Source organism: uncultured Agrobacterium sp., assembly GCF_913777885.1.
GTDB lineage: Bacteria > Pseudomonadota > Alphaproteobacteria > Rhizobiales > Rhizobiaceae > Agrobacterium.
Window position 1 is genome coordinate 110817 of record NZ_CAJYTV010000011.1, and the last position, 14088, is coordinate 124904.

General features: G+C 56.4%; 15 protein-coding genes and 1 tRNA gene. 11 read left to right on the forward strand and 5 right to left on the reverse strand.

Annotation, left to right across the window (positions count from 1 at the left end):
- Positions 1-28: 28 nt before the first annotated feature.
- Positions 29-559 carry an outer membrane protein assembly factor BamE gene (locus QZ869_RS09025; RefSeq protein WP_296022251.1) on the reverse strand — a complete coding sequence of 177 codons (531 nt, stop codon included), beginning with the start codon at positions 557-559 and terminating at the stop codon, positions 29-31.
- A gap of 274 nt (positions 560-833) precedes the next feature.
- Here QZ869_RS09025 and QZ869_RS09030 point away from each other — a divergent pair, with 274 nt between their 5' ends.
- The 8 genes from QZ869_RS09030 (at position 834) to QZ869_RS09065 (ending at position 6277) form a co-directional block, all read left to right on the forward strand.
- Positions 834-1406, forward strand: coding sequence for a ubiquinol-cytochrome C chaperone family protein (locus tag QZ869_RS09030; protein ID WP_296104133.1), 573 nt, complete (start codon positions 834-836; stop codon positions 1404-1406).
- Complete coding sequence (locus tag QZ869_RS09035) at positions 1381-1944, forward strand: DUF177 domain-containing protein (RefSeq protein WP_296040062.1); 564 nt, start codon at positions 1381-1383, stop codon at positions 1942-1944. The genes QZ869_RS09030 and QZ869_RS09035 overlap by 26 nt, the downstream gene beginning before the upstream one ends.
- A 99-nt stretch (positions 1945-2043) precedes the next feature.
- On the forward strand, positions 2044-3105 hold the full coding sequence (gene plsX / locus QZ869_RS09040; RefSeq protein ID WP_296022243.1) for a phosphate acyltransferase PlsX: 1062 nt from the start codon (positions 2044-2046) through the stop codon (positions 3103-3105).
- 3 nt (positions 3106-3108) lie between these two features.
- A complete protein-coding gene (locus QZ869_RS09045) occupies positions 3109-4080 on the forward strand; it encodes a beta-ketoacyl-ACP synthase III (RefSeq protein WP_296104136.1) in 972 nt (323 codons plus the stop codon).
- 145 nt (positions 4081-4225) lie between these two features.
- On the forward strand, positions 4226-4564 hold the full coding sequence (locus QZ869_RS09050) for an integration host factor subunit alpha (RefSeq protein WP_296022238.1): 339 nt from the start codon (positions 4226-4228) through the stop codon (positions 4562-4564).
- A gap of 164 nt (positions 4565-4728) precedes the next feature.
- Positions 4729-5268 carry a MerR family transcriptional regulator gene (locus QZ869_RS09055; RefSeq protein ID WP_296022236.1) on the forward strand — a complete coding sequence of 180 codons (540 nt, stop codon included), beginning with the start codon at positions 4729-4731 and terminating at the stop codon, positions 5266-5268.
- Between the two features lie 153 nt (positions 5269-5421).
- A complete protein-coding gene (locus QZ869_RS09060) occupies positions 5422-6132 on the forward strand; it encodes a nuclease (RefSeq protein ID WP_296104139.1) in 711 nt (236 codons plus the stop codon).
- Between the two features lie 63 nt (positions 6133-6195).
- Positions 6196-6277: transfer RNA gene (locus QZ869_RS09065), tRNA-Leu, on the forward strand.
- A 5-nt stretch (positions 6278-6282) separates the two neighbouring features.
- On the opposite strand, the gene QZ869_RS09070 is transcribed toward QZ869_RS09065, so the two are convergent.
- Positions 6283-7743: a TrkH family potassium uptake protein gene (locus QZ869_RS09070; protein ID WP_296104142.1), complete on the reverse strand. Its 1461-nt coding sequence runs from the start codon at positions 7741-7743 to the stop codon at positions 6283-6285.
- 114 nt (positions 7744-7857) lie between these two features.
- Between QZ869_RS09070 and ilvA the strand changes: the two genes are divergently transcribed.
- Positions 7858-9108: a threonine ammonia-lyase gene (ilvA, locus tag QZ869_RS09075; protein ID WP_296104146.1), complete on the forward strand. Its 1251-nt coding sequence runs from the start codon at positions 7858-7860 to the stop codon at positions 9106-9108.
- Between the two features lie 65 nt (positions 9109-9173).
- On the forward strand, positions 9174-9482 hold the full coding sequence (locus QZ869_RS09080; RefSeq protein ID WP_296104148.1) for an HlyU family transcriptional regulator: 309 nt from the start codon (positions 9174-9176) through the stop codon (positions 9480-9482).
- Between the two features lie 62 nt (positions 9483-9544).
- Here the strand turns inward: QZ869_RS09080 and QZ869_RS09085 are convergent, their stop codons facing one another.
- Positions 9545-10159, reverse strand: a complete 615-nt coding sequence (locus QZ869_RS09085) for an FMN-dependent NADH-azoreductase (RefSeq protein WP_296104151.1) — start codon at positions 10157-10159, stop codon at positions 9545-9547.
- A gap of 134 nt (positions 10160-10293) precedes the next feature.
- Between QZ869_RS09085 and QZ869_RS09090 the strand changes: the two genes are divergently transcribed.
- Positions 10294-11250: a LysR family transcriptional regulator gene (locus QZ869_RS09090; RefSeq protein ID WP_296073794.1), complete on the forward strand. Its 957-nt coding sequence runs from the start codon at positions 10294-10296 to the stop codon at positions 11248-11250.
- 79 nt (positions 11251-11329) lie between these two features.
- Here QZ869_RS09090 and QZ869_RS09095 read toward each other — a convergent pair whose 3' ends face one another.
- Positions 11330-13321, reverse strand: a complete 1992-nt coding sequence (locus tag QZ869_RS09095) for a bifunctional 2',3'-cyclic-nucleotide 2'-phosphodiesterase/3'-nucleotidase (protein ID WP_296104155.1) — start codon at positions 13319-13321, stop codon at positions 11330-11332.
- A gap of 163 nt (positions 13322-13484) precedes the next feature.
- Positions 13485-14000, reverse strand: coding sequence for a DUF1203 domain-containing protein (locus tag QZ869_RS09100; protein WP_296104628.1), 516 nt, complete (start codon positions 13998-14000; stop codon positions 13485-13487).
- Positions 14001-14088: the final 88 nt, after the last annotated feature.

Genomic DNA, 14088 nt, shown 5'->3' on the forward strand with positions numbered 1-14088 from the left:
GGTTTCCGAATTGGGACGAGCGCCTTGCTCAGTAGCTGTTGTTGTTGCCGCCCAGAATGCTCTTGGCGATGCCGGCACCCGCAGGACCACCGGAGAGCAGCTGCTGAAGGAACGTAAGGTCCTTGCCGCCTGTCGGCGTGGTACGAGAAATCGTGTCGAAGACCTTGCCGTCCTGAAGCGTGTAGTTCGCCTTCTGTGTCACGACGCCATTCTTGTCGAAATAGATCGCCAGGATGTTCTGCTCAACCAGCTGCGGTTTCATGAAGGCGGCTTTGCGAACGCGCTTCTGCGAGATGTAATAGAAAACCTCATTGCCAAAGGTTGCCGTGGTCGATGGCGTTCCCATGGTCAGCAGCACCTGCTCACGGCTGGAGCCGACCGGTATCAATTGCAGGGACTGCTCGTCCAGCACATAGCCATTGTGGAAAACGTCCGTCGTGCTGGAGCAGGCCGCAAGCAGGCTCGAAGCAATGACGACGGCGATGGCGGTTTTGCTCAGAAATTTGGTTTTTCCGCCCGACTTCTGCTTGCTCACCTGCGTTTCCCCGACTGCGATCATGAATGGCACCTTCCGGCATTGCGTGTCGTACCGCTTCTGTACACACGATTATGTCAATCCGGGGACAGGAATTCCCCGTTTCACCATGGAATGCAACATGTTTCGGAGACGGCTGCCGTTTGCCAGCGCTTTTCCGTTACTGTTTCAGCACGATGATGAACGTGACTGACCCGGCATTGCAATTCTCGGATGCTTCGGTAAACCAGCTTTCACGATCATGCAACAAGTGCGATGGGCGGGACGCGATTTCGTCGATCGATATTCGGATTTTTCGATGGTTTTTGGGATTTTCAAGAAGAAAAACAACAATCGCGCCATCGTTGACCGTCAATATGCGATATTGACGCAAGCCGCGCGTCAGCCGGGTTTTTATCTCCACATGGATGTGCCCGACACGGTGATGGGGCGCTTCGAGATGCTGGCAATCGTCATGATTCTGTATTTCCATCGCACCAAGGACGCATCCATCAGCGGACAGGAGATCGCTCAGGAAATCGTCGACGCCTTCTTTCAGGACCTCGATCACTCCATGCGCGAACTCGGCATCGGCGACCAGGGCGTGCCGAAACGGATGAAGAAATTTGCAGGCATGTTCTATGGCCGACTGGAATCCTACGCGGCCGCACTCGATGGCGCGGATGCCGATGCTCTTGCGGCAGCGCTGCGTCGCAATATATATCCGCAGGCAGACGAGACCGCGCCAGACATGCGCGCTCTCGCGAAATGGATGATGATGGCGTCTGAAACGCTGTCTTCGCAGTCGGAAGATGCGGTCGTGACGGGAAGCGCCACGCTGCCTTCACCGGATTTTGAGGTTTTCAATGAAATCGCCCCATGCGGCAAATGATGACGCGCCCTTTTCCTATCTCGTCAAGGTAGGCCATATTTCTGCCAATCCGGTCAGGATTGGTCTGGAGGCGAGCCCGGAAGAACTGGCTGCGCTTGCGAAATTCTGGGATGTTCTCTCCGTCGATTATCTGAGGAGCGAATTGCAGGTAACGCGTTGGAAGAGGGACGGCATCAGAATCAAAGGTCAGGTGCAGGCCGGAGTGACACAGGCCTGCGTTGTAACGCTGGAACCTGTCTCCAGCGTGATCGATGAAAAGGTAGAGCAGATTTTCGTTCCGGAAGGTTCGAAGCTCGCGCGACTGACGACGAATGAAGATGGCGAGATCGTGCTTGATCCCGACGGGCCGGATATTCCCGATCAGTTTGTCGGTGACACGATCGATGTAGGCGTTGTGGTCGCCGAGTTTGCCGCGCTTGCTATCGATCCCTATCCGCGAAAGGCGGGGGTCGATTTTGATGGATTTGGCGACAAGACCCCAATGGATGATAAAAAACCATCGCCCTTTGCGGTGTTGAAAGACTGGAAAAAAGACTGAACGCCTTCGTAAGAAGAGAACAATTCAGTTGTAAGCGTGCGCGGAAACGGTATTTTCGCCCGAAAAATACCGCCATGCGGTCAGAAGGATCAGGGACGAGTGATCAGAATAGCAATTGACGTCATGGGCGGGGACCACGGCCCTGATGTTGTCATACCCGGTGTTGCAAAGGCGCTTGAGCGGCACAACGACGTGACATTTCTGCTTTATGGGCAGAAGGACAAGTGCGATCATATTCTGGCGCAACATCCCCAGCTTCTCGCAAAATCGGAATTCTTCGATTGTGAAGTCTCCGTAGGGATGGATGAAAAGCCGAGCCAGGCGCTGCGCCGGGGCCGTTACGTGTCCAGCATGTGGCGTGCCATCGAAGCGGTGAAGGTCGGCGAGGCGGATGTGGCTGTTTCTGCTGGGAACACCGGCGCCCTGATGGCCATGGCCAAGTTCTGTTTGCGCACCATGGCGCGCATCGAGCGCCCGGCGATTGCAGGCATCTGGCCGACACTGCGTGGCGAAAGCATCGTTCTCGATATCGGTGCGACGATCGGCGCAGATTCGCAGCAGCTTCTCGACTTTGCCCTTATGGGTGGCGCAATGGCAAGGGCGCTGTTTGATGTGGATCGCCCGACTGTCGGTCTGCTCAATGTCGGTGTCGAAGAAGTGAAGGGCCAGGAAGAAGTCCGGGAAGCCGGTCGCCTTATCCGTGAGGCGGACCTCGCCACCATCGATTATCGCGGCTTCGTCGAAGGTGACGATATCGGCAAGGGCACGGTGGACGTGGTCGTCACCGAAGGCTTCACCGGCAATATCGCACTGAAGGCTGCGGAAGGCACGGCACGCCAAATCACCACTTTGCTGCGCGAAGCGATTTCCCGCAGTTTCTTTGCCAAGATCGGCTATCTTCTCGCTAAAAGCGCATTCGATGTGCTGCGTGAAAAGATGGATCCGCGTAAGGTCAATGGCGGCGTTTTCCTGGGATTGAATGGCATCGTCATCAAGAGCCATGGCAGCACGGACGCGCTTGGTTTCGCCTCTGCCATCGATGTCGGTTACGACATGGTGCATAACGGTCTGACCGCCAAGATCGAAAACGATTTGAAAGCTTACCACGCAAGAAGACTTCCGCCTCCCGCGCCTGAAGCTCTCGTGGTCGATGAGGAATAATCAATGATCCGCTCTATTGTACGTGGCTTCGGAGCGGCGCTCCCGAAGAGGGTTGTGACCAACCAGGAAATCGAGGGCATCGTCGAAACCTCGGACGAATGGATCGTTCAGCGCACCGGCATCAAACAGCGCTACATCGCCGGCGAAGGTGAGACATCGGCATCGCTGGGTGAGGCTGCGGCCCGCGCAGCCTTGGAAAATGGCGGTCTGAAGCCGGAAGACATCGATCTCATCATCGTTGCAACATCTACGCCCGACAACACTTTTCCGGCAACTGCGGTGAACATCCAGAACCGTCTCGGTATAACGGGCGGTTTTGCTTTCGACGTTCAGGCCGTTTGCTCTGGTTTCGTTTATGCGATGGCGACGGCCGACCTCTACATTCGTGGCGGCATGGCAAAGCGCGTGTTGGTCATCGGCGCGGAAACCTTCTCGCGAATTCTCGACTGGAAGGATCGCACCACTTGCGTTCTTTTCGGCGATGGTGCGGGCGCTGTCATTCTGGAAGCGGGTGAGGGCGAAGGTAAAACCTCTGACCGTGGCGTGCTGACCTCCAATCTGCGCTCAGACGGTTCGCACAAGGAAAAGCTCTATGTCGATGGCGGACCATCGACGACAGGGACGGTCGGCCATCTGCGCATGGAAGGTCGCGAAGTCTTCAAGCATGCTGTCGGCATGATCACCGATGTGATCGAGGCAGCGTTCGAGGCAACCGGCACGACCGCGGACGATCTGGACTGGCTTGTTCCACACCAGGCGAACCGCCGCATTATTGACGGCTCCGCGAAGAAGCTCGGCATTCCCTTGGACAAGGTAGTCGTTACGGTCGATCTGCACGGAAACACATCTGCTGCCTCCATTCCGCTCGCTCTCGCAACCGCTGCGGCAGACGGGCGTATCAAGCAGGGCGATCTAGTCATGTTGGAAGCAATGGGCGGTGGCTTCACCTGGGGCGCAGTGCTTCTGCGCTGGTAAACTGTAGGTTACGGTACTCACGTAACCCCTTGCCATCATTGCCGTAAATCCCTAAACGATTCTGGAAACATTTCTTGACCGTTGCCATCAACGGCAATAGTCTCGGGCAGTTTCCAGAACACAACAGAGATAAGCGCGGGGAAAAATGGCCGGTAAAACTGTGACACGTGCGGATTTGGCCGAGTCTGTGTTCCGCAAAGTGGGTTTGTCCCGAACCGAATCCGCCGAGCTGGTCGAAACCGTCATCGACGAAATCTGCAACGCCATCACCCGCGGTGAGGTTGTAAAGCTTTCCTCCTTTGCAACCTTCCAAATTCGTGAAAAAAACGAGCGTATCGGTCGCAACCCCAAGACCGGTGAAGAAGTTCCGATTTCGCCGCGCCGCGTCATGACCTTCAAGGCCTCGAACGTTCTGAAACAGCGCATCCTCAAAGCCCATGCGTCACGCAAGGCGAAGCAGAAGACCCCAAAGCCCGGCTCCTGAAGCGGCTTCTTTCGGTAGCAATAGCTCCATTTCGATACCTCACTCCTCTTCTTCCTGTGAACACACTTGAATTTCAACCTTCAAGCCGTTGAAATAAAGACGATTCGCATCGTACCTTGTCGTGTATTTTGCAAACCTGTCATTTCGCCGGGTGGGAGTTAAGCGTGGATAAGAGTCCGGACGCCTTTAGAACGATCAGCGAAGTTGCGGACGAGCTCGATCTCCCGCAGCATGTGCTGCGTTTCTGGGAAACCCGCTTTCCCCAGATCAAGCCGATGAAGCGTGGGGGCGGACGTCGTTATTATCGTCCGGACGATGTCGATTTGCTGAAAGGCATCCGCCACCTGCTTTACGATCACGGTTATACGATCAAGGGCGTTCAGAAGCTCCTTAAGACCAACGGCAACCGTTTCGTTGCGGCCATCGCTTCGGGCGACATGGCCACGATGGAAGCCATCATGGCTGCTAGCGGTGAAAAGCAGACTGCCGAACCACGGGTGACGCCATCGGACGACGATGAAGTTGTCGGACGCCCAAAGGCCAGGCCCAGCGGTCGTTTCTTTGGCTTTGGCGGAGGAAGTTCCGACGACACACCGGAAATTTCGATCGGCAAATCCAGTATCAGCAAAGACGATCGTGCCCTGCTGCAGGAGGCGTTGTTCGACCTTCTGGAATGCAAACGCCTGCTCGATCAGGTGCGTTAACCGACGGGTGGCCTCGCAAACATCTCGCTCTTCTGCCGACGAGAGAGTTGTGGATAACGCGGCGCTTCGCCAGCGCCCGTCGAATTTATCTCAAATGCCAACCTTTCGGAAACTCCTTCAGCGGATAATGCCGGCCTGAAAAGGAGTTGTACTGTGAGCAAGAGAAAGCCTTCAAGCCGCCGTGCGTCGTCCAAGTCCAAGGGTGGCAGCGTCTGGTCCTGGTTGATCCTGTTTGGTGTCGCAATAGGCGGCATTCAGGTCTATGAACACCGCGACACCTTGTTGCCGAAGATGAGGAGCGTTGTTGCATCCGCGTCCAAACCGTCAGCACGCGCGATGCGTGAGGCGAGTGTGCCCAAGCAGGTCGCAGCTCTAAAGCCCTCCCAGACAGTCGGCCTGCCAACGATCGGCGCGCCTATTCCGCCACGCTCTATCGCTTCTGCAGGATCTGCGTTGAGCACAGGTCAACTGCCGCCAGCGACTTTGCCATCGCAAAGGCCACAGGTGGAAAATGTTTCGCTCGGCGCCAAGCCCGGCACATTTGCCTTTTGTGGGCGCTCCGGCCTGAACAATTGCGTGATGGACGGCAACACCTTCTGGATGAAGGGCGTAAGGATGAAGCTTGCTGGCATCGAGGTCCCGCAAACGGATCAGGCCCGCTGCATGGAAGAACGTGCCCGCGGCTTCACCGCCAAGGTGCGTCTGCGCGACATGCTGAACTCCGGCGGCTTCCAGATTGCAGCCGGAGGGCAGGGCGCTGAAGTAAAGGCCCTTTCCAGGTCAGGAGTTTCTTTTGCCGATCAGTTGATCCGAGAGGGGCTTGCACGCCGTGCTGGTTCCGCAAGCCCATCCTGGTGTGGGTAATACGCTTGAAGAAACTCTTGCAGTTGACCGGAAGCGGTCACGCTGTGTAGATGGGAAATGCATGCGGGCGTGATGGAATGGTAGACATACCGGACTTAAAATCCGGAGCGAAAGCGTGCGGGTTCGAGTCCCGCCGCCCGTACCAAATCTTCAACCTCTCCAGAACAGTGGCATTAGCAGCACGAGCACGGTCAGGATTTCCAGACGGCCGAGCAGCATCATCATCGACAGCAGATAGAGCGCTGGATCGCTGATGGTAGAGAAATTGCCCGCAGGCCCGATGATCGGGCCGACGCCGGGACCAACATTGGCAAGCGATGTGGCAACACCGGATGCCGCAGTGAGAAAGTCGTAGCCCATGGCGCTCATCAACAGGCTGCCGCCGATCCACAGAGCAATGAAGCAACTGATGAACAAGAAGACGTTGCGAATGGTTTCGGCATCGACGACCTGCGCGCCGTAACGCACAGGATAGACGGCATCGGGATAGATCAGCTTCCGCAAGCCGGTTTTCACCACATTATAGACGATGACAAAACGGTAGGCCTTGATGCCGCCAGCCGTCGAGCCGGAGCAGCCGCCCATGAAAGTGGCGAAGAATGCCGCCACCACGACGAACGGTCCCCAAAGGGTGTAGTCGTCGCTGGCAAAGCCGCCAGTCGAAAGAATCGAGGTCATGTTGAAGAAGGAATGGCTGAGTGCAATATGAAGCGCTACGCCATTGTTGATGTGGTGATAGATGCCGACGGCGAGCGAGATGGCGCAGAGATAGCCTATGAACACCCGGATTTGAGGATCGTAGAGAATATCCATGCGTCGGCGCACGGCGAGCAGGATCATGACCGAGAAGGGCAGGCTGCCGAGAATCAGAAAGAAAGTTGCGATCCACAACAGCGCGACATTATCCCCGAAATAACCGAACGAGGCGTCATGGGTGGAGAAGCCTCCTGTCGCGATCGCCGACATGGCGTGGTTCACCGCATCAAAATGGGTCATGCCGGCAAAGTCGAAGGCGATGGTGCAGGCAATCGTCATGACCAAGTAGATGCCGACAAAGGCACGGGTGAAGCTTGCCAGCCGAGCGAAAGGCCTGTCGCTAGCGGTGTCGGAGGATTCCATGCGAAAGAAGGTCATGCCGCCGACGCGCAGCAACGGCAGGATGAAGAGACCAAGCGCCACGATACCGATACCTCCGAGCCAGCACAGCAAGGAGCGCCAGATCAACAGTCCTTGCGGGGCATGGTCGAGACCGGAGATGGCTGTAGCGCCCGTGGTGGTGATTGCCGATACGGATTCGAACAGGGCCTGAGCGAATGTCAGCTCCAGTTCCGATAGATAGAGCGGTACGGCGCCGACGAGAGAGAAGACCACCCACAGCAGATTGACCAGCAGGAAGCCGAAGCGCTTGTTGAAGGTCGGCATCGGTCCACGGGTTGCGAGCGCGCAGGCCAGCGCAAATCCCCCGCACATGAAACCGGAAGCGGCGAAAACGATCCAGTCATTATTGCCGTAATAGAGGTCCGTCATGGCTGGCACGAACATTGACGTAGCCATGTAAAGGCCGAAGATCGACGTAATATAGATGACTGCGCGCAGGAGATTGGCGTTCAAAAAAATCAAACCTTGATCGAGTAACGCGTACCGAAGTGGCGCAAAGAGTCTTTGTGTCGAGCCTGTTCCTATGGCATAGCGGGTGCCATCGTGAATTTCAATGGATTGAAAATCGTGGACAAACTGCTTGTAGAAGCCGCACGGCGCGAAGTTCGGGAAATCTTTCCCGAAACGCCGTTGCAGTTGAATGAACATCTCAGCCGCCGGTATGGAGCCGAGATTTGGCTGAAGCGTGAAGACCTCACGCCTGTTCGTTCCTACAAGATTAGAGGCGCATTCAACTTTCTTCGCAAGGCTGTCTCAACCGCTGGCAAGGACAATATTTTCGTCTGTGCATCCGCTGGCAACCATGCTCAGGGCTTCGCTTTCGCCTGCCGCCATTTCGGCGTGAAGGGCGTGGTTTTCATGCCAGTCACAGCGCCGCAGCAGAAGATCGATAAGACCCGCATTTTCGGTGCGGAATTCATTTCCATCAAACTGGTAGGCGACATCTTCGACCAGTGCTACGCGGCTGCGCGTGCCTATGTGGAAGAAAACGGCGCCTATATGGTACCGCCCTTCGACCATCATGACATTATCGAAGGCCAGGCAACGGTTGCTGCGGAGATCATGGACCAGTTGCCTGACGGCGCGAAGCCGGATCTCGTGGTCATGCCTGTCGGCGGCGGCGGCCTCGCGGCCGGTCTCACGGGATACTTCGCTGGAACGGTGGCGAAAGAAAACTTTGTCTTCTGCGAGCCGGAGGGCGCACCGAGCCTGAAAAAGAGCCTTGAGGCGGGAGAGTCAGTCACGCTGAACAAGGTCGACAATTTCGTCGATGGCGCCGCAGTGGCTCGCATCGGCGATCTCAATTTTCAGGCGCTCAAGAATTTTTCCGCCGAGCAGGTCGAACTGGTTCCGGAAAACGCATTGTGCGTGACGATTATCGATATGCTCAATCTTGAAGGCGTGGTGCTGGAACCTGCCGGCGCGCTGTCAATTGCAACGCTTGAGAAACTCGGGCGTGAAAGGCTGGAAGGCAAGCGGGTCATCTGTGTGGTTTCTGGTGGCAACTTCGATTTCGAGCGTCTGCCGGACGTGAAGGAGCGCGCCATGCGCTTCACCGGGGTGAAAAAGTATTTCATCTTGCGCCTGCCACAGCGCCCTGGCGCGCTTCGCGACTTTCTTAATCTGCTTGGTCCTGACGATGATGTCGCCCGCTTCGAATATCTGAAGAAGTCGGCTCGCAACTTCGGTTCGATCCTGATCGGCATCGAGACGACCTCGCGTGAAAATTTTACCGGCCTGTTCGAGCGTTTCGAAGCGGCAGGGCTCGGTTACGAAGATATTACCGAAAACGATATCCTCGCGAACCTCATCATCTGATCTTACGCTTTAAGAAGCAGGACGGCGGCGAGCACGCTGCAAAAAGATAACAGGAAGTGTAAAGCATGGCCTCGTTCTTCTCGAAACTCTTTGGCGGCTTCGGCGCTGCGCAGTCGGATGCACCGAAGAAGGCGGAAACGTCGGAACCGCATCAGCACGGCGAATACACCATCTATGCCACGCCGATGAAGGAAGGTGCGCAGTACCGCTTGGCAGGCCGTATCGAAAAGACGGTCGGCGATGAGGTGCTTGTTCACAAATTCGTTCGCGCAGATGTGTTTACCAGCATGGATGACGCGGTCGAATGCACCGTGCGTAAAGCCAAGCTCATTATCGACCAGGGCGGGCCGCATCTGTTTGTCGACAAAAAATAACGGCCGCGACGAGCGCGACCGTCGGCATTTTTGAAACGAAGCGGCCGGACTGGCCGCTTTTTTCATGCGGCCTTTGCAATTTCCTCGACCTTGGCAGTTGCGGCAGCAATTGCCTTTTCAGCAGCTTCCGGACCGAACGCCAAGCCTTCGATGCGGATGACTTCTACGTTGGTCATGCCCATGAAGCCGAGTACGGTCTTGAGGTAAGGCACCGCATGCTCAAGAGAAGCAGCGGGACCTTCGGAGTACACGCCAGCAGCGGACAGAACGATGTAGACTTTCTTTCCGGTTGCCAGGCCGATCGGGCCGGATTCGGTGTATTTGAAGGTCATGCCTGCTCGAGCGATATTGTCGATCCAGGATTTCAGGCCGGAATAGATCGAGAAATTGATGAGGCCCGTTCCGATGATGACGGTGTCGGCGTCCATCAGTTCAGCGACGCGCTTGTCGGAATAGTCTGCGGCGGAAGCCTCTTCCGGCGTGCGCTGATCGGCTTGCTTGCGGATTGCGGAAGTCGTGACTGAATCGAGATGCGGGATTGGGTTCTGGCCGAGATCGAGATGGGTGATCGAGCCATTCGACTGTGCCTGGATCTTGGTAGCAAGCTCGGACGCGAACTTGTTGGAAAGCGATTCGTCGCCGCGTGGGCTGGAGGTGACGAGAAGAATCTTCGACATTTGAGTGCCTCATTGTCAGTCTTGGGAAGATAGCAGCGGGACAGACCCGCTCGGTTGGATGATGTATCGGCCAGTTTTGCCATCAAGAAAACTGTGATAATCTGAAATGAAGTTATCGAAAAAATGGATGGGACATGGACGCGAATCCGACGCTCGACCAGTTGCAGGTCTTCCTGACCGTTGCCGAAAGCGGCAGCTTTTCAGCTGCTTCGCGTCTTCTCAACCGTGCCCAATCAGTCGTCAGCTACACCATCGCCAATCTTGAGGCGCAGCTTGAGGTCAGTCTGTTCGAGCGCAGCGGTCGCCAGTCCAGGCTGACGGATGAAGGCCGCGCCATGCTGGAAGATGCGCGCAGGATAGTAGCCGGTCTGCAAGAGATGCGCTCGCGCGCAAAAGGTCTGAAGCAGGGCCTGGAGGCCGAGGTTCCACTCGTCCTCAGCACGATCGTCCCGGCAGAAGCGGTGGTCGAGGTTCTGCGTGAATTCAGACGCGAATTTCCAACCGTGTCGCTGACGCTCAATGTGGGCGAACTCGGCATGGTGATGGATATGGTCAGGAGCCGCAAGGCACTGATCGGCATTGGTGGCGCTATCTCCCAGCAAGATGACGGCCTGGTCATCGAAAAAATTGGGCATTCTTTCATGGTGCCGGTCGCTGCAAGCGATCACCCCTTGGCCAGACTGAACCGCCCGGTGACACTCGCCGATGTGCGCGAAGAGGTGCAGATGGTGGTGATGGATATGTCCGGCCTCACCAAGGGTCGCGATTTCAATGTTCTCTCGTATAAGACATGGCGCGTCAGTGACATAGCAACCAAGTATCAGTTGATCAAAGGTGGTCTCGGTTGGGGCGGATTGCCGGCATCGCTCGTTCGAGGCGACATCATGAACGGTAGTCTCAAGGTACTTGATCTCGATGCCTACGAACTCGGCGAGTATCCACTTTATTCGCTGCGCAGAGCCGACACGCCTGCGGGGCCGGCGAGCCAATGGCTGATCGACAATTTTCAGCAACGACTATCCAAATGCCCGGACAATAAGAGCTTTTTGAATGCCGTGCGTCCCGTAACGCTCAAAGACGCTGCGGAATAAGATCTCTCTGACCATTAGCTAACGAGGGAAATCTATCGATGTGTATGATGGCGGCGGCTTGAAGCCGCCGCCACGGCCATTACCCCAACATCAGGCGGAACTTCGCGAAGCCTTCGGCGCCATCGCCCGCTTGCTCGATCTTGGCGCCCTTCACATCCTTCGCGTATTGGCGGCCTTTCGGGCCGGTTTCGAAAATGGCGGTCGTATCGGAGACCGGTGCGAAGGACCAGTTATCGTCAGCAGATGGATTGATCGTACCCTGATCCATAATGTAGCGCACGATCACATCGCGGTTGGTATCGGGCGCGACGAAGATGATCTTGTCGCTACCGATGGCCGGGAACTTGCCGCCACCGCTGGCACGATAATTGTTGGTAGCGACAACGAACTTCTGCTCCGGATCGATCGGCTTGCCCTGGAACTGAAGATTGACGATGCGGCTGCTGTCCGGGTTGGCGGCCTTGCCATCCTTGTCGAACTTGGCAGGTTTCGAGACATCGATCTGATAGGTGACCCCATCGATGATGTCGAAATTATAGGACGGGAAATCATTGTTCAGCAGCGGCGCATCCTTGGATCCTGCCTTGACCGTGTTGAACATGCCGGCCGACATCTCCAGCCAGTCTTTCACCTGCGCGCCGTTGATGAGCACGGCCTGCACTGTGTTTGGATAGAGATAGAGGTCGGCGACGTTCTTGATCGCAATGTCACCGGCAGGGACATCCGTATAATAGTCAGCACCGCCACGACCGCCTGACTTGAACGGTGCTGCCGCAGAAAGCACCGGCAGGTCCTTGTACTGCCCGTCCTTCAGCATGTCCTTGATGTACCAGGTTTGGGCATTGGAAACGATCTGCACCGACGGATCGTCGGCCACTAGCGCGAAGTAGGAATAGAGCGGCGCGGAGCTCTTGCCGACGGGACGGCGCACATAGGCAAGCGCTCCCTCATGGTCCTTCTTGACCGCTTCGATGACCTCCGGCTTGTCCTTCACATCCGCAACGATCTTGCGGTTGTCGTCTCGGTGATAGATCGGTCGGGCTTCTGAGGTGAAGTCGACGATCTTCCAGCTCTTGCCGTCCTTTTCCAGCAGCAGATCGATGAGGCCCATATGCGAACCCCAGAAACCAGCCATTACGGCAGGCTTGCCCATCAATGTGCCCTTGACCGGATCGGCACCATCGATGCCATCCCACGTCTTCGGGCCAGGGAAGACCAGATGCTGGTGACCGGTAAAGACCGCGTCTATTCCCTGTACGCCAGCGAGGTAAAGCGAAGCATTTTCCATGCGTTCGCTCTGGCCCTTGCCGTCGATGCCGGAGTGGGAGAGTGCTATCACAATATCCGCGCCCTGTTCCTTCATGACCGGCACCCAGGCTTTGGCAGCGTCCACGATGTCGCGCGTCTGCGCTTTGCCTTCCAGGTTCTTGGCATCCCACATCATGATCTGCGGCGGCACAAAGCCAATGATGCCGACCTTGATGGGGCTTGTTGCGCCCGAGCCGTCACGGATCTGTTTTTCGAGGATGACATAGGGCTTGAACAAAAGGTCGTCCTGCTTCGGGTCCGATGCCAGTTGACCCTTTGTCAGGTTGGCGCAGACATAAGGGAAATTTGCTCCGCCCAGGGTGTTGAACATGAAATCGAGCCCGTAATTGAACTCGTGGTTGCCGAGCGTGCCACAATCGTAACCGAGCTCATTCATGGCATTGATGACCGGATGTTTGTCGCCTGCCTTCATGCCGCGCTCATAGGCAATGTAATCGCCAAGCGGATTGCCTTGGAGGAAGTCGCCATTGTCGACCAGCATGGAGTTGCCAGCCTCTGCACGCACGGCGTCGATCAGCGATGCGGTACGGGCAAGGCCCAGCGTGTCGTTCGGCTTGTCGGCATAGTAATCGTAAGGAAAAACGTGGACGTGAATGTCGGTGGTTTCCATGATGCGAAGATGCGCCTGATTGCCCTGAGCGCGCGCCGCGAAGGGATGCAGCATGACAAGCGCCGAAGACGCCGCAATACCGCTGAGAAGCGAACGGCGGGTAATGGGGTGAAGGCCGATAAGGGAAGACATGGAAACTCCTGATGTGAAATACGATTGACCTGTCTCGACGCGGGACAAGGTAGAACGAATTGCAGAGGAGTCTATCAGCAAAATGACAGGTGTGTGACACGGCCCGCTCAGCAGGCCGCATAAGAAAAAATTAATATTCAATGCTACGACGTCGTTTTTGACGTCACGCCCTGTCGATGCGGCACTGGAAGCAGTTGTTTCGCGCCGAGCGAACATGCAAATAGGCAATGTCTGGACTTTCAAGCAGTTCCTGTGAACGCACGACGATCTTGGCAGTCGGCGTCACGGCGCCAGTGCCATAGACAATGCGATCGCCTGCATCATAGCCCCGGACGATGTAGTCGGTGCTGTCGAGCATGGTGGGCAGCACTTGAGCCGCCTCAAGGGGAGCGCAGGGCTCGGCATGAATGAAGATCGGTCCTGTCTCGGCGTAAGGCTGTAGGTGACGAAACGGACGGTAAGAGAGAAGTAGCATCGGCTCACCACGCTGTATCTGGCCAAGGCAAGCACGACAGGGAAAGTTGTCCATAGCGATTATCCGTTCCGGTGGCTGACCGTTCGAATCGGGCGCGCCACTGCGGATGGCGTGCGCATGGGCTGGAGGAATGGCGCGAAAGAAGATGGCGGTCGTGGCTGCTCCTTGACGGTGATCTATCAGTTGCTTCTTTGCCGCTATGATCGCCAAACGGTCTGCTATCCACCCGTTTCTTGTCGGTAAGCGAAACCAACCCATTGCGTGGGCCGTTCTGTTTAGCGATCTATGCTGC